Origin of the sequence: Weizmannia agrestimuris, assembly GCF_943193165.1 — a bacterium.
Classification (GTDB): domain Bacteria; phylum Bacillota; class Bacilli; order Bacillales; family Bacillaceae_C; genus Weizmannia; species Weizmannia faecalis.
On sequence record NZ_CALPDC010000013.1, the window covers coordinates 40,353 to 62,926 of the forward strand.

Here is a 22,574-nt window from a genome sequence, read left to right on the forward strand (position 1 = left end):
TATCCTTTTCTTTACATATTCCGGATGTGGATAAACCTGTGGGAAATGTATGGGCAGCATGTGCGCCGGTTCGGAGCATGCATCCAGGCATTTTTACAGCTGGTTTGGTGCTGCTTGTTGCTTTGCGCTTTCCACAAGCGCACGGATTTTTTCCGTTTCCCCGTTCTGAAAGAGCTCGATAATTTTGCTCCCGGCCACAACGCCGCTGCAGTAGCGGGTTAAACGGCGTACCTGCTCGGGGCTGGAAACGCCAAAGCCGGCGAGAACAGGTACCCGGCTGATGCTTGATAAGAAAGCGAGGTAATCCTCGATATTGTCGTGAAAACTTGTGCGGGTGCCGGTTGTGCCGGTGACCGTAACAGCATACAGAAACCCTTCAGAGCGGGAGGCGATTTTCTTAAGCCGGTCTTTCGGGCTTGTAATCGCAGCCAGCCGGATGAGCGCAAGGCCGCATGTTGCCAGTTCTCCGGCAATTACCTCTTCTTCCTCGATTGGCAAATCCGGAATAATCAGTCCGTCAACACCGGCATTCGCGCAGTCTGCTGCAAATTTTTCCAGCCCGTAGGCAAAAACCGGGTTGAAATACGTCATGAGAATAATCGGAACTTGCCTTGGATGGGCTTTTAAATGGTCCAGCACTTTTTTCATTGTCGTACCTGCCTTAAAAGCGCGGAGTCCTGCCGCCTGGATGACCGGGCCGTCTGCGACCGGGTCGGAAAACGGAATGCCAAGTTCAATTGCCGTTGCCCCGCAAGCTTCTAAAAACGCAAGCCTTTTCTCCGTCTCTTCCATTCCGCCGTCCCCTGCCATAATATAAGGGACAAACGCTTGATCACCGCGTGCAAGAACCGTTTCAAACTGTGCTTCCAATTTTTGTTTACCCATTGTTTTCCCCTCCAAACAAGCGGCTGACCGCTCCTTCATCTTTGTCCCTGCGCTCCAAGAGGCTAGCAGCGACCATTTTTGCCGGTTTCAGCGCAAAACTGCTACCATGTATGCTTTCCAGGGCCGGAATGTTACCTATTCCAAACAAGCGGCTGACCGCTCCTCCATCTTTGTCCCTGCGCTCCAAGAGGCTAGCAGCAATCGTTTTTGCCGATTGCAGCGCAAAACTGCTACCATGTGTGCTTTCCAGGGCCGGAATTTCACCTATTCCAAACAAGCGGCTGACCGCTCCTCCATCTTTGTCCCCGTGCCCCAAGAGGCTAGCAGCAATCGTTTTTGCCGATTGCAGCGCAAAACTGTTGCCATGTGTGCTTTCCAGGGCCGGAATTTCACCCATTGTTTTCCCCTCCAAGCAAGTGGCTGACTGCTTCTACATCTTTGTCCCCGCGCCCCGACAGGCAAACGGCGATTGTTTCGTCTTTCCCCATTGTTTTTGCCAGTTTCAGTGCAAAACTGATAGCATGTGCGCTTTCCAGGGCCGGGATAATGCCTTCTGTCCTTGAAAGCAACCGGAATGCATCCAATGCTTCATCGTCATTCACGGACGTATACGTAACCCGGCCCGTTTCTTTTAAATAGCTGTGTTCCGGCCCGACTCCTGGATAATCAAGCCCGGCCGATACCGAATAAGCTTCCTGGATTTGCCCGTCGTCATTTTGCAGCAGATATGTTTTCATGCCGTGAAGCACGCCGAGTTTGCCGTCGCTTAAAGACGCCGCGTGCTTTCCTGTTCCAAGGCCGGCGCCGCCCGCTTCCACGCCGAACAATTTTACGGACTTATCTTCCACAAATGGATAAAACATGCCGATCGAATTGCTGCCGCCGCCGACACAGGCGACAACTGCATCGGGAAGTTTGCCTGTCTGTTCTACAATCTGTTTTTTCGTTTCTTTCCCAATCACACTTTGGAAATCGCGGACAATTTGCGGAAACGGATGCGGGCCGACTGCTGAACCCATAATGTAGTGCGTGTCTTCCACATGGGCAACCCAGTAGCGGAGTGCCTCGTTGACCGCATCCTTCAATGTGCCGCTGCCCTGCGCCACACTTTTGACCTTTGCACCGAGCAATTCCATTCTGAATACATTGAGCTTTTGCCGGCGGATATCTTCTTCCCCCATAAAAATCATGCATTCAAGGCCGAGCAGCGCGCACACAGTTGCTGTTGCCACTCCGTGCTGGCCGGCGCCCGTTTCGGCAACGACTTTCTTTTTTCTCATTCTAAGCGTAAGCAGCGCCTGGCCGACTGTGTTGTTGATTTTATGTGCCCCCGTATGATTCAAATCTTCGCGTTTCAGGAAGATTTTCGGGCCGCCGCCAAGCTTTGTTAAGTTTTCTGCAAAATAAAGCGGGGTTTCACGACCGACATATTGCTTCAGCAGTTTCTCCAATTCCGCATGAAAAGCCGGATCGTTCATGGCTTCATGATAAGCTTGCTCGAGTTCTTTAACAGCTGGCATCAAGGTTTCCGGGACGAATCTCCCCCCGAAAGTCCCGAAACGGCCGTTTGTATCAGGCAGTTTGTATGTTTGCATTATCGTCACGCTCCTCTAATTTTTGAAATGCTTTTCTTGCTGCTTGCACAAAGGTTTTGATTTTATCCGGGTCTTTTTCCCCGTTTGTCTCCACCCCGCTTGAAACGTCGACGATATGCGGCCGGGCGGAAAGAATCGCGGCTTCGACATTTTCCGGTGTGAGCCCGCCGGCAAGCACCACCGCCCGCTCATCCGATAGCGCCTTTGCCAATTCCCAGTCAAACGCCTTTCCGTTACCGCCGCGATATTTTCCGCCGGCGCTGTCCAAAAGCACCAGATCGCACCGGTAATCGTGTATCGCTTCGAGATCAGCATCTGTCCTTACCGGGAAAGCCTTGATTACCGGATAAGGGATTTGCGCGACGTCTTCTGCTGTTTCATCACCGTGCAGCTGCAGGTAATCGAGCCCGGCCCGCTCTGCAATTTCCGCCATTTTTTCAGGCGATTCATTGACGAATACGCCCACTTTTTCGATAGAATCCGGCAACGCTTCTGCAATCTGTGCTGCTTTTTCCGGTGTAATCTTCCGTTTGCTTTCGGCAAATACAAAGCCGATCATGTCCGCCCCTGCAGAGACAGCCGCTCGGGCCGCTTCAAGCGTGCGAATGCCGCAAACCTTGACTTTCCGTTTCTCCGGGAGACCGGTCAGTCTTTTTATTGCCGTTTCCGGGTCGTTTGCACGCATCAGCGTTTCCCCGACTAAAATCCCTTTTGCCCCGGCATGTTCAGCGCGAACGACATCTTTCCGGGTGCGGATGCCGCTTTCACTAATCACAAGCACATCCGGATTTGAGATTTTTGGCGCGAGCTTTTTGGCAACGCCGAGATCAACGTCAAACGTCTTTAAATTGCGGTTGTTGATGCCGATAATCCGGGCCCCTGTTTCCACAGCGGTTTCCAGTTCCGCTTCATTGTGCACTTCAAGCAGCACTTCAAGGCCGGCGCCCCGGGCATAATCGTACAGCTGACGGAGCCTTTCGGGGGAAAGAGCCGCTGCGATCAGGAGAATTACGCTTGCACCATATGCTTTTGCCCGGTCGATCTGGATTTCGTCGATAATAAAATCTTTGCAGAGAACCGGAATCCGGACTGCATCGCTTACGGCTTTCAAATCTTCCACCGACCCTTTAAAAAAGGCTTCATCCGTTAAAACGGAAATGGCGCCGGCGCCTGCTTTTTCGTAGGCAAGCGCCTGCCGGATGGGATCCACGCCCGTTCGGATATCCCCTTTTGATGGGGAGGCCCGTTTGATTTCAGCAATGATGCTTGTTTTTTCGGCGTGCATAAATGTTTCATAAAGAGAAGGGGCTTTGCGCGCGTTTGGGGCAAAAGCCTTTCCTGCAGCTTTGATACGGGCCACTTCTTTTTCTTTTTCGGCTAAAATCTTTTCTAAAAATGCCATTTAAATCGCCTCCTGCGTGAGTTTCCGGCTCGCTTCAATGAGCGCGTGCAGTTTTTCAAGTGCCGCGCCCGATTCGATTGCCTGCTCCGCAATCTGGATCCCTTCTTTTACCGTCTCTGCCCGCCCTGCAGCAAAGAGCGCAAGCCCGGCATTGAAGAGCACCGTATCACGATAAGCACCTTTTTCTCCCTTCAATACTGACAGCAAAATATCGCTGTTTTTTTGTGCATCGCCGCCGCGGATCGCTTCAAGCGGGTAATACGGCAAACCGACTTCTTCCGGCGTCAGCGTAAACGTGGTAATTTTCCCGCCGTCGAGCAGCGCAAAATGGTTTTCCCCCGATAAAGATGCTTCATCAAGATAGCCGGCGCCATTGACAACGAGCGCGCGTTTTCTGCCAAGGCGGCCAAGTACTTCTGCCATCGTCCTGAGCATATCGCGCCGGTAAAGCCCAAGCAGTTGTGTTTCCAGGTTCATCGGGTTTGTGAGCGGGCCGATCAGGTTAAAAATCGTCGGGATCCGCAAATCTTTCCGGATTTTCATCATTTTTCCGAGGGCCGGATGGACATTCGGGGCAAACAGGAAGACGATGCCGATTTCTCTCAGCAAGCCTTCAATTTCTTCCGCCGGGAAAGACAAGGAAATCCCGAGTTTTTCAAGGACATCGGCGCTTCCGGTCTGGCTTGAGACGCTGCGGTTGCCATGTTTGGCGACCTTCACGCCGCTTGCCGCCAGCACAAACGCGGAGGTCGAGCTAATATTAAAACTGTGGCTGCCGTCCCCGCCCGTCCCGCAGTTGTCCATCAGTCCGGGAACGCTGCACGGAACCGGCACGGCTTTTTCACGGATCACTTCGACCAGCCCGGCAATTTCTTCCGCCGTTTCGCCTTTGCATTTCAAGACGGCCAAAAATGCGCCCATCTCCCCTTCTGTCACTTCATCTGAAAACAGTGCGCGGGATGCTTCCCGCATTTCTTCAAACGTCAGCCCTTCTTGTGCCAAAATTTTTTCAAGATACGGTTTCAACTTTCTCATCCTTTCTGATTTCGCGTAAAAAATTTTCAAGCATCTGTTTGCCGGTTTCCGTCCCGATCGACTCGGGATGAAACTGGACGCCGAAGCATGGGGCGGATTGATGTTGAATGGCCATGATTTCGCCGTCATCAAGAGATTCGGCAACCACTTCCAGGACTTCCGGGATCTTTGTCCGGTCCATGACAAGCGAGTGGTAGCGCATCACTTCGACCGGATCCGGCAGGCCGCTGAAAATTCCTTTCCCCTCATGGCGCACAAGCGAAGTTTTGCCATGCTTGATTTCTTTTGCTTTTGTGATCCCTCCCCCGAATGCCGCGGCGATTGCCTGATGGCCGAGGCAGACGCCGAGCAGCGGGATTTGCCGGTAAAATGTTTTAACGACTTCAATGGAAATGCCGGCATTTTCCGGCACCCCGGGCCCCGGCGAGAGGACAATCGCTTCCGGCTTGAGCCTTCTGATTTCATCCACGGTGATCCGGTCATTGCGGAACACCTTTACTTCCTCCCCAAGTTCGCAAAAATACTGATACAAGTTGTAAGTAAAAGAGTCATAGTTATCGAGCAATAAAATCATGTGTCTGTACCTCCAGAATCGATCTCGCCTTGTTGAGCGTTTCTTCATACTCTTTTTCCGGATCGGAATCGTAGACAATGCCTGCGCCCGACTGCAAATAAGCGGTGTTGTCTTTAATCAGGAGCGAGCGGATGGCGAGCGCAAAATCGATGTCGCCGTTCAGGTTGATATAGCCAACCGCTCCCGCGTACATGCCGCGCTTCAGGGTTTCCAGGCTGTTGATGATCTGCATCGCGCGGATTTTCGGCGCGCCTGATACCGTGCCGGCCGGGAGACAGGAGATGAGCGCATCAATTCCGCTAAAACCGTCCCGCAATTTTCCCCGTACTTCCGAAACGATGTGCATCACATGCTGGAACCGCTCGACTTCCATATATTTTTGCACCCGGATGCTGCCGGGCTCGCACACCCGGCCGAGGTCGTTCCGGCTCAGATCAACGAGCATTTTATGTTCGGCAAGTTCTTTTTCATCGTGTAAAAGCTCGTTTTCAAGTCGCTCATCTTCTTCCGGGACTTTGGCGCGCGGGCGCGTTCCCGCAATCGGGTTCGTATATACCACACGCCCCTTCGTTTTGATCAGGCTTTCCGGCGATGCCCCGAGGATGACATAGCCGCCGAAGTCGAGATAAAACATGTACGGGGACGGGTTCGCTTTCCTTAACTTCCGGTAAAAATAGAACGGGTCGTGTGAGAGCGTCCCTTTCATGCGCTGTGAGAGGACAACCTGGAAAATGTCCCCGTTTTCGATATGCTGTTTTGCGGTTTCGACCATCTTCATAAATGCCTGCTTTTGAATGGCCGGGGCAAAATCAACCGGGCCATAGTCGACAAATGGTTCTGCGCTCGTCTGCTGGCGAATCGCTTTTTCCATTGCCGCAAGATTTTTTTCTATTGCCTCCCCGTCTTCCCCGGTTGAAACAAGGTAGACGGTCTGGCTTTTATGGTCGTAAACAGCTATGTTTTGGTACAGCATCAAATGCAGATCGGGGATTCCTGTTTCATCTTCCGGCGTATGGCCGATCTCTTCATACTGGCGGATGGCGTCATAGCCGATATAGCCGACCGCCCCGCCGTAAAACGGAAAGGGAAGCTGAATGCCAAGACGCGGCAACAGGTCTTTGACAAGATCGAGCGGCTTTCCTTTTTTTATTTCTCGCCGTCCTGTCATCCGGTCAATCACTTCCAGTTCATCATCCCGCCCGATGAACGCTTTTACCGGATCAGCCCCGATAAAAGAAAACCGGCCGTTGCTGTCATTTGGCAGCGAACTTTCGAACAAAAACTTGCATTTTCCTTTCAGTCTCTTAAAAATCATGATAGGTGTTAAAACATCGCCGTTTAGCTTAACCATTTTGTATTGCATCCGTCCGCTCTCCTTTTTTATTAATGGTCACAACTAGATGGTTTTTCGCGCTCCGACTGCCACCTGGCTGAACCGGGTGAATATCCTTCACTTAACAGGCGGGTTCCGATTACAGATCCCGGCTCCCGGCTAAATAAAAAACGTCCTCTGCCCGCAGCTAGATGCTGCAGGACAGAGGACGTTTTCCAACGCGGTGCCACCTCTTTTGAAAGGATTTAAAACCTTTCCGCTCATTCGGGTACGGAGCAAGCCACTCTTTATACCCTATCCCTGTAACGGGGGAAGCCGTGTTTCCCTACTGCACAGTTCAGGAAACCTCTCATAAGCCCATTCTGCAAAGGCAGTTCGTGCCGGACTCCCACCCGCGCCGGCTCTCTGGAACGCTTGCCATTTGCATACTCTTCTTACTCAGCGATTTTCTTTTATGGAATTTTTTTAACGGAACGCAAAAAGGGTTCCCAATCCATGTAAAGGACGGGGAACCCGCGGTGCCACCTTTATTGGCTTAATCAGCCCGGCTTTGACGGTATCAGGGAAAAACCGTAATACCTGCCTTTTGTAACGATAAGGCATTCGCCAAAGTCTACTCCGGAATCGTTTCGGTTTGGAAGCTCGGAAGCCCATTCGCCTGCACGTCATCACCGGTTCGCACCACCCACCGGCTCTCTTCGGAATCCACACAGGTTACTCTTCTTCTTCATCGCCTGAAAAATGTTTCATTGATTGATTATTATCTTAATGCTGAAAATAAGAATTGTCAACCTTCATTTCAAAAATTTTTTTATTTTTTTCAGCCCATTTTTCCAAGTAACATTTGGCGGACAAACCTTGTCTTCCTTGTGAAAAAGTGACTTGGCCTACCCGGGAAAAAATACGCGAAAGGGCACGCATGGCCACTTCGTTCGAAGAAGGGGTCCGGTTAGGACATTTTACTTTGCACATTCATCATTGTTTAGACCACTGTATTCTTCCAATCAACATCCTAACGCAAAATATCGATCAAGTTCTTATTGGCTGCATTTTTAGCCGGCAATATGCCAAATAGAATGCCGACAAAGGTAGAGACGCAAAAAGCGAGTAAAAAGCTTCCTACACCGATCACGGCACGGAAAGGTAAGAAGAGCGAAATGAGCCACGCGAGTCCACCACCTATCCCAAAACCAATCAAGCCGCCTATTCCCGTCAACAACACCGCTTCCAAAAGGAACTGGAATAGGATATTCTTTGGGGTTGCGCCGATAGCGAGACGAATGCCAATTTCCCGGGTACGTTCAGAGACAGAAATATACATCATGTTCATTACCCCAATCCCAGCAATAAACAGCGAAATCCCGGCAATTGCGCTAATGAAGTAGGTTAAACTGTTAATGACTGATCCAATGCCTTTCAAGATTTGCCCCATTTCTATATGCTCATAGCTCCCCTGCAAATGATGGCTGCCCTGCTTGTTGAGCAGGCTGACGATTTTTTTTGTTTGTTTACTGACGTTTTCCCCGCGATTGAAGACCAGTTTTAATTTATTTCCCACGTTGCTGATATTACTTTTCTTATAAACCTTTTTGGGAATCATTATATCATGAAAATCATCGGCATTTTCAAAGACTCCGATAACATGGTAGCTAATCCCATTCACGATGACAGCCGTATCTAAGGCACGATTGGGTTGAATATAAATAGAAGCCGCCAATTTTTTTGAAATTAAAGCAACAGGATCAGCGAATGTGATATTATTTTGAGAGATATTATGGCCAGCAGAAATCTCTTGTTCCGAAGAAGAACGTTTAAGAAGCTTTACTGTTACGTTTTGTTCGCTACCATTTAGCGAAGCCTGGACATCGACTGTCCCATTGTCATCGTTAATAATATGAGCCTCTGCCAGTCCGAAGCTTGCCCCGGCGGAATTTAATAACGATAGATCCGACTCATTAAAACCAGATTCGGCCGCGTTCAAATCGTCAGCATAATACTCCACGACAGTTGACTGCTTGCCCGAATTGGACGCCTGTAAATTTTTAAGAGTTGCTTTCTCAACGCCTTTACCTAAGGAAATAATCGTAATCACCGAGGCAATGCCGATAACGATGCCCAACATTGTTAAAATACTTCGCCTTCGATTCGCCAAAAGCGAACGTATTGCAGTAAAAAACAGTTCGGCTGCCCTCATTTGCTGACGCTCCTATCGCTTTCAATCCGGCCATCCATAATTTGAATCATACGTTGGCTCTGGCTGGCAACTTGGTAATCGTGCGTAACCATAATAATGGTGGATCGTAATTTTTGATTTAAGTCAAGGAACAGTTTTAAAATCTCTTGCGAAGTATGCCTGTCAAGTGCGCCAGTGGGCTCATCGGCCAGTAAGAAACTCGGCTTGGATATAAGGGCGCGGGCAATGGCAACACGCTGTTGCTGGCCGCCCGACAGCTGGGACGGCAACTTTTTAGCAATTCCTTTTAAATGCACACTTTGCAATACATTATTCACTCGTTCGCCGATGTCCTTTCGGCGGTATCCGGCATAAAGCAACGGTAAACCAACATTCTCAGCAACCGTTAAATTCGCAATCAGTTTAAAATTTTGGAAAACGAAGCCCACGTTTTGATTTCGCAACTTTGCATAGTCTTTTGATGACTTGCCAATTACCGAATTCCTCTTAAACAAGTATTCACCCTCAAATTGATTATCAAGAAAGCCAATGATATTAATGAGCGTTGATTTGCCCGAACCCGACGGCCCCATAATTGCCACGAACTCTCCTTGATTAATTTCCAAAGAAATATCCTTCAGCACATGAATTTTTTCATCTCCTTGTTGATAATACTTGTTGAGCCGTTCTAATCGAATCAATCAGTTCACCTTCGCTCCATCTTTTAGTCGTTTGTCCGGATCAGCCACAATACGATCGCCGGGGTGCAATCCGCTTTTGAGGGTGTAGAAACCGTTCTGTTTCTCTACCGCCACAGTGCGAAAACGTGCTTTTCCATTTACGACTAAATAAACGGCCGTTTGACCATTCTTTTTGATAATGGCTTTGCTCGGAAGCTTTATTTGCTTTTGTGGTATTGTGATTTGCACGCTTTGGCCTGCCATAAAGCGGCGATCCACATCGACCGTGAAGTCATACATTGAAAAGCCTTTCTTAGTAGCGGTTTTTGAGGGTATTTTGGAAATAAACTGAATGGTTGTGGTCTGCCTCTTCCCGTTTGCCAAGGCCTTAATAACCACTTTACTCCCTACACGCAACTTGTCATAGTCATATTCGGAAACACTCGACTGGACCTCTAAAGCATCCGAGCTGATGCTGTATTGCGATTGGCCGCTATTATTAGTGGAAATACTCACCACACCATCAAACGGTGCTTTTAACCTGCCCTCCACTCTATTCTCCAGCTGATTTAATTGATCCTGTTGATTTTGCAAACCAGCTTCTGTATCTCGATAGGTATTCTGATCTCTTGCAATTTCAAGATTCAGCTCCTCTTTATTCTCTTCTTGGTGTACTGCTGATAATTTCTTTTTAAGATAAGCAATGTTTTGTTTTTGAACCGCTAAGTCGCGCTGCATTTTTAAAATACTCTGTTTCACGTCAGTAATCTTCTCTATGATTTCGTTATTATGGGTTGTTAAGAGAACATCCCCTTTTTTCACTTCATCACCGTTCCGTACATTTACTTTTTGTACTGTACCATCCGGTATTTGCAAATTCTGTGTCTGCTTTGCTGAAACCTTCCCTGTTTCAACTAACGCCGGAGTATATTTGACCACATATTGCTGGTAATGGGGTTCGCTTTTTAAACTTGCATGCGTCCTTAAAACAATTACCAAGCACAGCACTCCAAAAAGGGCGGCAATAATAATCAAAGCAATAATGAGATTTTTCTTCCCGTTAGCTGTCTCTTCATTCATGATAAAACCTCGTTCATAAATATGTTTTTATTTCTTGTTAATAAATGTGGCTTAAAACGCAACTATGGAAATCTACTTTTTAAAATCGATAACGGCAATGACGGCTGTTATTAACGATATGCAAAGTGCGAGGAGGCCAAAAATAACTGCCACCATATTTAATGTTCTATCCGGAAGATTCCAACCTATAAGTTCAAAAACCGGCTTGACTGTAACTGCTAGAATAAAAAATATAAGTGCAACTATAAAAATTGCATACTTGTTAACCAACTATCCCATCTCCTTTCAGGCAAAATATAAAAGAACACTGCCGATTAAGTTTACAATAAATACTGTGATAAATAGTATTCGTGCAAAAATCTTTTTAAATGGGCTAAACAAAAACATATATAAACCAAATAACCCGAAAGTACTTACTGGCAATAAAAATGGATAATAATGGGATATAATCAATCCGAAAGCTAAAACAAGCGGAATTCCAATCAAATATAAGATTTCACCTATTTTTTTCATTTTCCTATCCTTTCTATTTGAATAATGGTGTCAAATAGGTTTCTATTAAACCGCTGATCATAATAAATAGCATTACCACAATTAGTAATAGCAGTATATTTGTAAAATAATCTTTGATAAAGTTGCTGATATTTTTCTTGTGGAACAATTGAGGAATTAGAGTAATACCTTTAAAACCAATTACTCCACTTACAATTAAAGCAGGAATTTCGAATATTCCATGTGGTAAAATCAATAAAACAATTTTTAATACACCAAAGTCCAGATTATTCATAATGGATTCGCCAAGGATTAATCCATTTGTAAATAAATATAAAATTGTAGTTAAACCAAACGTAAAAAAACCGGAAATGATCAGACCGCACGCTAATAAATTATTGTCAATTAGATGTATCAGACTAGATGTTGTATTTAAACTTCCGCTTTTATTAACTGGATCAGCGGATGTGATACCGTATACAAAACCCGAAACATAGATTGCTGTTGTAATCGTCAACAAAATCCAATTGTTTCTTAAAATAGAGGGAACTTTATACATATATGTTTTCTACTTCCTCCTCTAATTTATCCAAGCTATAATCTTGCACGGTTATTTTTCTGGCAAGTTTGCCTTCATGGATGATTGCTATTTGGTTGCAAACAGAATGAGCTAATTCTAATAAGTGAGTTGTTATGAGCACTGTTTTTCCTTTATCCGTGTAATCTTTTAGAAATTTCCTTATAACCTTACTTGATTTTAAATCTATTCCCGTAAGCGGTTCATCTAATATTAAAATTTGAGGCTCATGTATTAGAGCAGCCGCTATCGAAATCTTTTGCTTCATTCCATGAGAATACGTTTTTATTAATTGATCTTTCTCATTATACAATTCAAAATCATTAAGGATATTCGCGGCAAATTCGACAATTTTCTTTTTTGGCACATTAAACATTCCGCCAACAAAATACAGATACTCTTCTCCCGTAAGATATTCGTATAAAATAGCGTGATCCGGTACAAATCCTATAAGATTTTGCAATGCATAATTTTTAATGTCTTGTTTTTCTCCATTTATGGTGACTTCCCCACTATCAGGAACCATCATCCCTGCAATAATTTTTAACAAAGTTGTTTTCCCTACACCGTTTGTCCCTAATATTCCAAAAAAATCGCCGTCTTTAATTTCCAGAGAAAGCCCCCTCAGAACAATTTTTTTATCGAATCGTTTTTTAATATTTTTAATCTCTATCATTCAAAATGTACCTCTCATTCATGTTAATCTTTTTTAGATATAACATAGAGAATAAATAATTAAGTAAAGTAAAAACAATCATAACTGTCCCAAGGCTTAAAAGTATAATTGAAGAAAAAGTACTGAATTTCATTAACAGGAAACTGACGAGACTTATCATTTGTAATATAATGACAAAGATACATCCTTCGTAGATATGTTGAAATGTTTTTGCTTTACTTGATTCCCCGATTTCATAGAAATGCTCCCAGTTCTTTTTTGGATACAGTAAAACACTACTTGTTTGAATAAGGCTATATAAATAACCGTTACACAAAAATATAATAAAAAATACAAAATGAAGCAGAATGAAATAAGGTTGCCAGAAAAAAGAAATAAAAGTTAGAAAAATCGTTAGAAACCAAACAATAAGATTATAATTTCTTAATTTTGGTTTTGCTAATTCCCATAAATTAAATACATTAGAATAAAAAATATGGTAATTTTTTAAATCTAATTCAACGGAAAGAATCATTTTTATTGCATCTCCAACAAGCTGATAGAACAATGAAGAAATTAAAAAAGCGGAAATAATCGATGCTTGAACAGGATAGCCACTAAAGTATCTTAAGATAAAAGGGAAACCAAATCCAAGAAAAAACATAACCAAAAATAGCATGTTGCCAAGATTTCTAAAAAAGAAACCATCGATTCTTAATAGAAAAGCTCTATCTTTATGTAAGATACAATAAAATATTTTCTTTTTATTTGCTAGCGGTATTGTGTTTGAGTAAACTCGATTATTTAATTTCGTGTACTCTATTAAGTCGAATCTCTCTAAAGTTTTGCTCCATATTATATATACAAGCACACATGAAACCGCCAAAATTGAAACAATGATTAAGTCGGAGGAAATGTTATTTTTACAAATTACTTGATAAGGGTTTGCCACTTTAAAATAATAAAATATTTTAGTATGGGATAATTCATACAGGGACTGTACAATATTAAATTTATTCAGCAAATAAAATCCGAAGAAGCCAATAATCACAGGTACCAATAGGTTAATAATTAATGCAATTATTTTTATAATGGATGATTTTAATGCTCTTGACCATAAAATTGATAAAATATATGGAATGTAAGAGAATAACAACGACAAGAAAAAGTTAACAAAGAAATACATAAGTACTATGAGAAGCAAATCAAATATACCGATAATTGAGTTTTGGGTTAGGTTTAAAGCTAATAAAACGGGTATTAATATTAAAATACTTGTTAGCATTGCTTTTTCAATAGTTTTATATACTAAAACAGATTTCAACTGAACAATCCTAATCCTTCTATTTTGATGGATTAACTTTCTTTCATCTTTTAAAAAATAGTCTCTATTGTTTTTGAAAAAACTTAGGGACGAAGCGATTTGTTCAATGAAAATGAATACCAACAGTAACTGTAAATATGTATTTGGGAGCATGTATTTCTTACTAATATAAAACGACAAAATAAACACTAGTAATGAAGTGAGAAAGATAAAGGATAATAAAGCATAAAAGGCCTTTTTAACCCCAATATGATTCAGATTCCAATCGTCTAATTTTTTTCTTGTCTTTGAGAGCATATTAAATTTCACAATATAATACAGTATACTATAATTATTATTTTTCATAAACTCGTCAACTCTTTCTTCAAACTAAAAAAGGGGGGGCAGGTAATGCTAATTACCAAGCTGCCGCGTACTTTTTACCGTATTTTTTGATCATCGCTTTAGCAGTAGCGACAACAGCGTAAGAGATAGCTCCAGCGCCTGTAACAACACCAATTAAAGAAATAATTGATGCAATCGTTGAAGCAGTATCGATAATATCGATAGCCTTCTTTGCTGCGGCGGTGGAAATGCCAAGAGTGCTTGCTAAGTAAGCATTGCCAGGCAAAACTGCAGTTTGATGAATAGTGATTTGTAGTGTGCTGATATACGCAACCGATGACAGAGTGGCGAGTACCAGCCCAATTACCACAAACAGAAATACCCTTTTTTTGTTAGATAAGCTGTTTACCATACATTTCACTCCAATCTTAATTTTTATATATATAGTTTAATAGCCCCCCATTATTAAACTATATAATTTAGAAAATAAGAGAGACCGATATTTACAAATTTAATCAGCAAATAAATGAGTGTTAAATAAAATACTTTTTTTCTGTTGCTTGATAAAATATTAACTCCTAAAAGGAAAAATAAAACAGTACTTAACCATAAAAAAGGATCCGCTATTTGTGAAAGAAAACTCTGCTTTCCAACAATATAGATTTTGCTTGTATTTGCATGAAACAGATTTACTATGCCTGCTATGACAAGTTTAAATGAAAGAAATAATGAAGTTAGGGAATAAACTAATAAATAATCTTTTTTCTTTTTTTTAATTCCAAACAGGAATCCAAAAAAAGCAACCACTAAAGCTCCTATTAATATGCCAACTATTGACGTAAGCACCGTAAAACTTTGAACAGCATAAAATATTACATTAATTGAAGAGCCAAGATGATTTTCTTTATCAACCTGAGACCAAAACAAATTTAGCGCTTTTTGATGAATACAGTATTGAAAAAAAGCATTAAATATTACTATAAAAAATAAAGAAATAAAAATCCAATAAGTATTTGATGATGTTATTTCTTTTTTCATTTGTTTATCTCTCCATTAATTGTTTAATATTGTTAATAGTTGAATTCTTCAATCCTTTTTCCTCAACCCATAAGAAAATCAAGGATATTTTTTATCAGTTATTAAGGACATTAAAAACTTTAGAAAGATACACTAATCAATGTATCTGATACTCATATTTTAATAGGCCCTAGAGCCATTGTCACCGAAATCTTTGTGTGGTATTACCGAAAAATTTGTGTGGTATCACCGAAAAAAAGTGGACAGATGCTACCCAAACATTGATGGCTAATACAAAAAAGCGGAATTCTGTGCGAATCCGCTCTATCCATGGATTTTTATATGAATCAGCGAAATAATCCTCATTTTTTTACTCTATCTGCTGGCCTCAGGCATGTACCTTATTTTTGTTTTAATTTCAAATGTCTTTTATTATTCCTTATGTTCTACAATGGTTATTACCCTAGAAACAATAGTAGTAAAAAGAATAATCCAGCGATTTCCCTAAAAAGAAAGAAGTCCCACAAAAATCTCAATCCAAAAAATATTTCATAGAATGAAAAGTTGGAAACCAACTTCGTTTATATAACAGAAAACAGTTCAGATTGCACATTAAATAAAATGACCATTTAAACATTTTTCATATAAAATTGTCTGAGACTGCCATCAAATTCGACGTCTGATAACACCATTGAAACAATAGCGCGTAGCAAAAAGATGACTTAACGGTACGACAAGCAATCCATATACTGCTATCACAAGTACGGCTTCCATCGCATCTGGCCTTTGTAGCATGACAACAATGCCCGCAAGGCCGGTACCAATTAGCAATTCCTTGACCACACGATTCCATAAAATCCGTGCCCAAGATTGACCCGCCAACCGAAGCGGGAAGTCATGTTTCGCCCGTAATATCGCGGTAATCAACGCACTGATCACTGTTGCGACAGTGAAAGCAACCACCAAGGCAATCAGCGCAAAGCTCTGCAACCTTACAACATTCGCTGCAAACTGCGCTTGAAGAATCCCATCTTCAGCAATGTAAGCAATATGAAGTTCACCATGAATGCCGTGTTCGCGTAACGCGCGCACATCAAGGCCGTGATTTTTTAACAATTGCTGTGTAGCAGCCACACCGGTAAACACAATGTTACTAGTTGAAGCCATGGAGGTTAGTGTAGAATCGTTAAATGCATCATAAATCGATGGCACAACAACGACCAGGACATCGTCAGCAAAGTGAAGACTTTGGCCCCCACCTCCTTGGGCCACTGGTAACTGAAACCCTTTTACTGGTTGCATAAACTGAAGCTGTCCGAATGATTCCCTAGAAAAACCATGCCTTGATAGAAGTTTAGTCTCTTCACGAACCATTTGAATGAGTCCCTTTGGAATACTACGATAAGGTACCGGTTTAACAGCTGACTGTGGTGCACCCTTAGTCACTAGGTCGAGCCAACGCTGGTTCACGAATGAGACTGCTGAATACTTTCCAGAATCAGCCGGTAACCCCATTTCTTTGGTAAAAGTATAAGATAGAGCAACCTTATCACGCGATTCAGCTTCTTTTACTAATTTGCCAATTTGGGGTTCCAAGCTGTCCATTTCATCAACATCTGTTGCAAATACAATGGCGACTTGGTCTGCCAATTGCTTCCACTGTGCCATTTCAGCTGCCATAGCTGAAGAGTGTTTGTATGTAGACCATGCGGGTCCGGCCGCAGCAACCACCAGTAGAAAAGTTAATATTTGAATCACAATTGCCGCTACACGCAGGCTCTTTACTGCTGGTTGTCTGGTGGCAAGCATGGTGGCGCTCGGCCAGGCAGAAGCCGACATAACAAACGCTACGAATAGGGATACACCGATGATTGCAACTTGTAGACTTACTAAAGCTTTGAGAAAGGCACCTACGTACATCCAGCCATGAAATATACCTACATAGCCTGCTGAAACCACCACCACGACTAACGCCGCAAGCAGTAGTGCACCACCGAACCCTGATAGATCCTGCATTTGGATTTGTACGGTTGGACATCCACCTAAAACACGGAGCGCTCGCCCGCGTGCTCTCAACGACAACCAAAACAACGCCAGTGCGGCGATTAGCGCAAAAGCTGCAACAACAGCAGCAGCAAATCCCCTTTCCCGCACCACAAATTCTAGACTGCGAAAAATTGACGCATCCGTACGACTCACCTTAACACCTGATTGCTTTAACGAGTTCACCAACTCATTCAAGTGGGTTTCCTTTCCGGTCACTAAATATAAACCATCAGGGTAAGAAGTGGCAAGTCTCTCCTTCCCAACGATCTTACCTGTACCTTCGCCGCCAAACCAAGTAAATTCCTTGGGGTAGCCCTCATTGTTAAGTGCCACGAAAATCTGAGCATCGCCATCCCCCTCAAGATCCGGTGCAACCTTGACTAGTCCCAGACCCCAGCGTGGATCTAATTTCTCCAACGTGTCAAATGCCTTAGTAATGGAAATATTTGATTCGCTAAAGTCTAGGCTAATCCTACTCCCAGTATGAATGGCTTGTGGAAAGTCTCGATCATATAGGCCTGTGATAATTGCAGCGAGCAACGCAAGTAGTGCAAACAAGGCACTCGCAACCACCACGATAATACGCTTATACACAGATAAACCCTCCATGAACGTCAGAAACTCGACTCACCGTTTCCCAATGTTTTTTATTATTATTGTTGAGCCTCTGTGTAATAGCGAGGATTAGCAGATCATGTTTTTTCATTTATTCCTTTCCTTCCTTCACACTGTTATTCGGCCAACATATTTAAAAAAACAAATGAATTATTGCCATGCTGTTTCCTAATGTAAAAAGTCATCCTACGGTGGAAATAGGCATTAGTTCTTCACCAGATATACCGGGACCCCGAACCCGTTTCGACGGCTGAGAAGATCATCAATCGCTTTACGCTCAGTTTTTGTACCATATTTCACCATGACCAGTCCCCGGTTCTGGTCTTTGGAGCAAGGCCTCCCCACTTCAACTGTAATGTCATCCCCTATTGATTTTATCTCCTTAGTAAGTTTTTGATGGCTAGCAATCGCCTCATCTACCTTCGACACAGTCGGCAGCTGATTGCACGGCGGATGCGTGTCCTCTGAGCCTGAGAACCAGCCGTTCAGTAACGCAAGCGCTCCCACTATTAGCAACAAACCGACAACCACACCAATAATTTTCTTATGAACCGGCTTCATAAGGTTTCTCCCATATTACCAGTTAAATCAGTAGAAGACGGATTATGTAATGAACTGTTAGAACCGACTTCATATTTGGCACCACATGCGTTAATCATCTCGGAATCGTGCGTTGACACAATCACTGTACGACCACTCAGAGCAAATTTTACCAACAAATGGAAGACTTTTTTCCGATTGACTGCGTCAAGAGAAGCAGTAGGCTCATCAACAAATAGAAGCTCCGCATCCTTGTAAACAGCACGCGCTAAAGCTAATCGCTGTTTTTCTCCTCCGCTTAGGTGACCGGCCAGCTCCTTTTCCCGGCCCTGTAAACCTGTTTGCTCAAGTACCTTCGCCAAGCGTTCGCGATTTCCCCTGAAACGCCGACCAAACATACTTGCATGCATGGTTACATTGAAAGCAATCGACTCCTCATCCATGATTCCGTAATCTTGAAGTATGAAGGCTGCGTGATCACACCAAAATTTGCGTCGTGCCGATGAATTGTACTTTGTAACATCTTTTCCATTAAATAAAATCTGGCCTTGATCCACCGGGAGCAACAACCCAAGGCAGTGCAGAAGTGTGGTTTTCCCACACCCACTGGGACCAACGAGAGCTGTCATGGTTCCGGAATTGCAACGTACTGACTCAGCATGCAGCACGGGTACTCCTCCAATTGAAACGGAGATGTCCTTGGCTTCGATCAACTTTTCATCCTCCAATCAAATTTGATATAAAAAAAGACATCACCAACACACAGTACAAATGACCTAATTTACTTTGCACTGAGGGGATCCTTAATTGTCAAAAAAGTGCCTAAAAAATGACACGTTTATTTTAATTGACAAAAGAGCCATTGTCACCGAAATTTTTGTGTGGCATGACCGAAATCTTTGCGGGGTATCACCGAAATTTTTGTGTGGTAACACCGAAAAAAAGTGGACAGCTGCTGCCCAAACATTGGTGGCTAATACCAAAAAAGCGGAATTCTTTGCAAATCCGCTCTATCCATGAATTTTATATGAATCAGGCGAAATAATCCTCATTTCTTTTACTCTATCCGCCACTTGTTCTCTGGAATGAATGCCCAATTTTTTATAAATGGAGCGCAGCTGATACTCTACAGAACGTTGAGTGATGTAAAGTTTAGCAGCAATTTCCTTGTTCGTATCACCGTCAATTAAACACTCAATAATTTCTATTTCTCTTTCACTAAACAGATTTTCAGTTTCCTTTTTCAACCGGAGGGTGTAAACAGACTCTTTCACAAGGGTATTTGGAAAAATGCTATATCCACTGATAACGGCATGGACAGCGTTAATTAATGTATTCACTGAGGCCGTTTTACTGATAATCCCGGAAATGCCTTCTTCAATTAATTGATCCAACACAATAGCAAGTTCTGAATCAAAACCCGTATAAATAATAATTTTAGCTTGCGGCTGTAATTTGATTATTTTTTTTGATATTTCCAGACCGTTCACTTCAGGAAAACTCCAGTCAATAAGAAAAACATCATAATTCGCACTCTCTATCTTTTCTTTTAAATAATCAGCAGAAAAAATGGCTTCCGCTTCAAATCCAGCGTTTTGCAGCAAACTCTTCGTACCGCTTGCCACTAAACGATGATCATCAATGACAAGTATGGACGCCATCATTATACTCCTCCTTGTAAAACTGGCTATTTATAAACCTCGGTTGATTGGCCAGACAATTTCTAAATGAAGCCCTTTCCTACCGTTTCCTGTTTTAAGTGAGTCTATGTTTAATTGACCGCCGGTAATGGCTACGCGCCCGTTTAAACCTGGCCATCCCATTGTGCTGAAATGATGCTGGGGTTTGAGTACATCTTTGTCTATCCCAATCCCATCATCATCGTAAAGAAGAATATACCTCGTGCTTTCTTCAGCCAAAATTAAGCTTACATGCTCTGCTTGGGAATGCTTGATCGCGTTGTTTAAAAGCTCTTGGACAATACGATACATGTTGATTTCCAGTTCACGATCAAAAATTGTAAAATGCTGATCGATATGCATATGTAAAGCAAATGATGATTGTTTTTGTACTTGAAGGCATAATTGATTCAGAGCAAGGGGCAAGCCCATTTTGTGAATAAATTCCGGATGTAAATGATGTATAATTTCCCGCAATGTTTTAATGTTATTTAAAATTTCCTCCCGAATTTCGGACAGCATGTCAATAACAAATGGATCAGCACAACCGGCCCTTTTGATATCGACATCCCTCGCCAGTGCCAGCAGCTCTTGTATGATCGTGTCGTGTAGATCCCTCGACAATTGCTTGCGTTCGCGCTCTGAAATGTTAAAAATTGCTTTTTTTACTGTATGCGGCAACAAATCCCGGTCTTTTTCCAAGCTTAATAAAGCGATAAGGTCTTCAGCCTTGTCCTGATTCTCAATCACAACCTGTGCATAGTTTAAAAGCGTCTCAAGCCAAATCTTTTCATCGGGATTGAGCTTTCTTCGCATTTTCCAACGCCCATATAAAAAGATCGTGCCGCTTTTGTCATGATACAAGTTGATTTTAAACCCGTGCACATCCATCTGAAGACGTTCTGTACATTCATTCGTCATCGAGTGATGTGTCACATTCACTTTAGTATTGTCGAGTAAAGAAATAGCTTTCCCATTCTGATCGACCTTTACTAAAGTAACTTCCTTAGCTGGCAGAAAGTTTTCAATTTCCCGTTTCAAAATAAAGGCTAAATTAGCCAGCTTATGCTCCGACTTCATCCATTGCCAAAAACGATTCAAGCTCATTTGAAAATCCTGCCGTTTTGGAAACATAATTTTTCTAAACCGGTATTCGACATAATCTTTTATATATAAAAACAACAGTATAACAGTAAAAACGAACAGAGCCAGGCGTGTAATCCTAAATATATTGCCCGACAGTTTACCCGGATCAAAAGCGAGCGTTCCCGTTAAAATAACGGACATTATCATTAGGCTCATCAAGCAATAATAGTGCAGCCGGTTGATAATAAAGGACAAATCAATCATTTTATAAGTCAGCGCCAAATAGCCCGTTGTAATTGGTAAAAAAACAAGAAAAGGTGTTGTCCACTCCCATGGCATGATTGAATCCTTGAAAATGACGATTGGAAGTGCGTAAAGTGTGACAAATGGCATAAGGGCAAGGAAGATACCCGTAAAAAGCACCTGTAATGATTTTTTCACCTCACTGTTTTTCGTTTGATAATATAATCGAAAAACAGAGATCATAAGAATGATAAAGACAACGGGCACAAAAAACAGTTCAAGCGGATAATCGGCGGCGATTACCCGGTTTATCAAAACAAGTCCGGCGCCTAAATATAGAAAAGAAAGCACATGGTTTGAAACCAGTCGTGATGAGGAATGATAATAATTTCGCAAAAAATGTAGCAGCAATACCAGACTGATACACATAAATATCCCCACTGTATACCTGCTCCAATTGTAGATTCGGGAATTGGCACTAATATTTAGTAATACGGGGGCGATTACTGCTAAAAAAAGGATCAGGACTGGAATTGACTTGTTTTTATCCAGAAATTTAAATAAAAAACATCCTAAAGAAAAACAAACCAAAAAGAAAACCGATGGAACAAGAAAATAATAAATCATTCCAGTAACAGGCTGATGATTATCTATTTTATATTGTACATCCTGGTTCCCGCGTTCTATCGTTATTTTCTTAGCGTCACTAATAATCTCCTTATGTTGGACGGATGGCTTTTTTGTTGGAGAACGTCCGTCAATAAGCCGGATAACATCCCCCCTGTAAATGGACTGTTCAGAAGCCCACCCGTACGGATCTACACTGTCCACCACGATTTGATGATCCGCCTTTTTGACAATAATGCCTATGTATGGATACTTAAAAATAACAAACACAAAATACGTAGCAAGTATAAACGACAAAAATAAACCAGTTAGCAAAAGAAAGCGCATTCTAATCATTTTATATCAGGCCCATAAACGATAATCTTGACTGTTCTCCCCTTTGATAGCATTCAATACGGCACATTTATTTTCTTCAGTAAAAGATTCCGGGTAATCAAAAGTCCCCGCTTTAATTTCTTCAATCAGATGTGGTTGCTTCATCAACTGGTAAATAAACGTATAATCCCTCTCCCATTTTTAAAAAAAATATAAAGAGGACCCCAATCCACGTAAAGGACGGGGAACCCGCGGTGCCACCTTTATTGGCTTGATC

At 42.7% G+C, this 22,574-nt stretch carries 22 protein-coding genes and 3 other annotated features (1 of these 25 only partly in view); all 22 genes read right to left on the minus strand.

The annotated features are described in order from the left end of the window. Positions 1–93 precede the first annotated feature (93 nt). The 22 genes from trpA to NFR98_RS07550 all read right to left on the minus strand — a co-directional run bounded on the left by trpA (position 94) and on the right by NFR98_RS07550 (position 22,318). Positions 94–885, minus strand: coding sequence for a tryptophan synthase subunit alpha (trpA, locus tag NFR98_RS07445; RefSeq protein ID WP_251459893.1), 792 nt, complete (start codon positions 883–885; stop codon positions 94–96). Next, on the minus strand, positions 878–1,282 hold the full coding sequence (locus tag NFR98_RS07450) for a hypothetical protein (protein WP_035183857.1): 405 nt from the start codon (positions 1,280–1,282) through the stop codon (positions 878–880). The genes trpA and NFR98_RS07450 overlap by 8 nt, the downstream gene beginning before the upstream one ends. Then, the gene (gene trpB, locus NFR98_RS07455; protein WP_017551421.1) at positions 1,275–2,480 is read right to left on the minus strand and encodes a tryptophan synthase subunit beta; all 1,206 of its coding nucleotides are present in this window, start codon (positions 2,478–2,480) and stop codon (positions 1,275–1,277) included. Before trpB ends, NFR98_RS07450 begins: the two co-directional genes overlap by 8 nt. Continuing rightward, a complete protein-coding gene (gene trpCF, locus NFR98_RS07460; protein WP_017551422.1) occupies positions 2,458–3,882 on the minus strand; it encodes a bifunctional indole-3-glycerol-phosphate synthase TrpC/phosphoribosylanthranilate isomerase TrpF in 1,425 nt (474 codons plus the stop codon). Before trpCF ends, trpB begins: the two co-directional genes overlap by 23 nt. Further along, complete coding sequence (gene trpD / locus NFR98_RS07465; RefSeq protein ID WP_061086977.1) at positions 3,883–4,908, minus strand: anthranilate phosphoribosyltransferase; 1,026 nt, start codon at positions 4,906–4,908, stop codon at positions 3,883–3,885. Beyond that, a complete protein-coding gene (locus tag NFR98_RS07470) occupies positions 4,892–5,491 on the minus strand; it encodes an anthranilate synthase component II (RefSeq protein WP_035190608.1) in 600 nt (199 codons plus the stop codon). The genes trpD and NFR98_RS07470 overlap by 17 nt, the downstream gene beginning before the upstream one ends. Beyond that, positions 5,472–6,854 (minus strand): anthranilate synthase component I, encoded by a 1,383-nt coding sequence (trpE, locus tag NFR98_RS07475; RefSeq protein ID WP_061086978.1) that lies wholly within the window; start codon positions 6,852–6,854, stop codon positions 5,472–5,474. Before trpE ends, NFR98_RS07470 begins: the two co-directional genes overlap by 20 nt. Positions 6,855–7,025: 171 nt before the next feature. After that, positions 7,026–7,275, minus strand: a binding site (T-box leader). Between the two features lie 46 nt (positions 7,276–7,321). Beyond that, positions 7,322–7,564: a binding site (T-box leader), on the minus strand. A 272-nt stretch (positions 7,565–7,836) separates the two neighbouring features. After that, positions 7,837–9,018 (minus strand): ABC transporter permease, encoded by a 1,182-nt coding sequence (locus NFR98_RS07480; RefSeq protein ID WP_017551428.1) that lies wholly within the window; start codon positions 9,016–9,018, stop codon positions 7,837–7,839. Next, positions 9,015–9,698: an ABC transporter ATP-binding protein gene (locus tag NFR98_RS07485; RefSeq protein WP_014097348.1), complete on the minus strand. Its 684-nt coding sequence runs from the start codon at positions 9,696–9,698 to the stop codon at positions 9,015–9,017. The genes NFR98_RS07480 and NFR98_RS07485 overlap by 4 nt, the downstream gene beginning before the upstream one ends. Next, on the minus strand, positions 9,699–10,757 hold the full coding sequence (locus NFR98_RS07490; protein ID WP_014097347.1) for an efflux RND transporter periplasmic adaptor subunit: 1,059 nt from the start codon (positions 10,755–10,757) through the stop codon (positions 9,699–9,701). A 72-nt stretch (positions 10,758–10,829) separates the two neighbouring features. Continuing rightward, a complete protein-coding gene (locus tag NFR98_RS07495) occupies positions 10,830–11,027 on the minus strand; it encodes a hypothetical protein (RefSeq protein WP_014097346.1) in 198 nt (65 codons plus the stop codon). A gap of 15 nt (positions 11,028–11,042) precedes the next feature. Continuing rightward, positions 11,043–11,270, minus strand: a complete 228-nt coding sequence (locus NFR98_RS07500) for a DUF5970 family protein (RefSeq protein WP_014097345.1) — start codon at positions 11,268–11,270, stop codon at positions 11,043–11,045. Between the two features lie 13 nt (positions 11,271–11,283). Beyond that, on the minus strand, positions 11,284–11,808 hold the full coding sequence (locus NFR98_RS07505) for a stage II sporulation protein M (protein WP_035190618.1): 525 nt from the start codon (positions 11,806–11,808) through the stop codon (positions 11,284–11,286). Continuing rightward, a complete protein-coding gene (locus NFR98_RS07510) occupies positions 11,801–12,502 on the minus strand; it encodes an ABC transporter ATP-binding protein (protein WP_014097343.1) in 702 nt (233 codons plus the stop codon). Before NFR98_RS07510 ends, NFR98_RS07505 begins: the two co-directional genes overlap by 8 nt. Continuing rightward, positions 12,489–13,805, minus strand: a complete 1,317-nt coding sequence (locus tag NFR98_RS07515) for a hypothetical protein (RefSeq protein WP_152598496.1) — start codon at positions 13,803–13,805, stop codon at positions 12,489–12,491. Before NFR98_RS07515 ends, NFR98_RS07510 begins: the two co-directional genes overlap by 14 nt. 397 nt (positions 13,806–14,202) lie before the next feature. Then, positions 14,203–14,541, minus strand: a complete 339-nt coding sequence (locus NFR98_RS07520) for an uberolysin/carnocyclin family circular bacteriocin (protein ID WP_035190623.1) — start codon at positions 14,539–14,541, stop codon at positions 14,203–14,205. A gap of 53 nt (positions 14,542–14,594) precedes the next feature. After that, on the minus strand, positions 14,595–15,167 hold the full coding sequence (locus NFR98_RS07525) for a hypothetical protein (RefSeq protein ID WP_035190626.1): 573 nt from the start codon (positions 15,165–15,167) through the stop codon (positions 14,595–14,597). Between the two features lie 645 nt (positions 15,168–15,812). Further along, on the minus strand, positions 15,813–17,786 hold the full coding sequence (locus NFR98_RS07530; protein WP_061086979.1) for a bacteriocin-associated integral membrane family protein: 1,974 nt from the start codon (positions 17,784–17,786) through the stop codon (positions 15,813–15,815). 225 nt (positions 17,787–18,011) lie between these two features. Beyond that, positions 18,012–18,368 (minus strand): hypothetical protein, encoded by a 357-nt coding sequence (locus NFR98_RS07535; RefSeq protein WP_014097337.1) that lies wholly within the window; start codon positions 18,366–18,368, stop codon positions 18,012–18,014. Beyond that, entirely contained in the window at positions 18,365–19,060 is a 696-nt protein-coding gene (locus tag NFR98_RS07540) for an ABC transporter ATP-binding protein (RefSeq protein ID WP_014097336.1), read from the minus strand. Before NFR98_RS07540 ends, NFR98_RS07535 begins: the two co-directional genes overlap by 4 nt. Positions 19,061–19,357: 297 nt before the next feature. Further along, positions 19,358–20,008, minus strand: coding sequence for a response regulator transcription factor (locus tag NFR98_RS07545; RefSeq protein ID WP_225620915.1), 651 nt, complete (start codon positions 20,006–20,008; stop codon positions 19,358–19,360). Between the two features lie 30 nt (positions 20,009–20,038). Then, positions 20,039–22,318 carry a sensor histidine kinase gene (locus NFR98_RS07550; RefSeq protein WP_061086980.1) on the minus strand — a complete coding sequence of 760 codons (2,280 nt, stop codon included), beginning with the start codon at positions 22,316–22,318 and terminating at the stop codon, positions 20,039–20,041. A gap of 212 nt (positions 22,319–22,530) precedes the next feature. Next, positions 22,531–22,574: a binding site (T-box leader), on the minus strand (it continues 196 nt past the right edge of the window).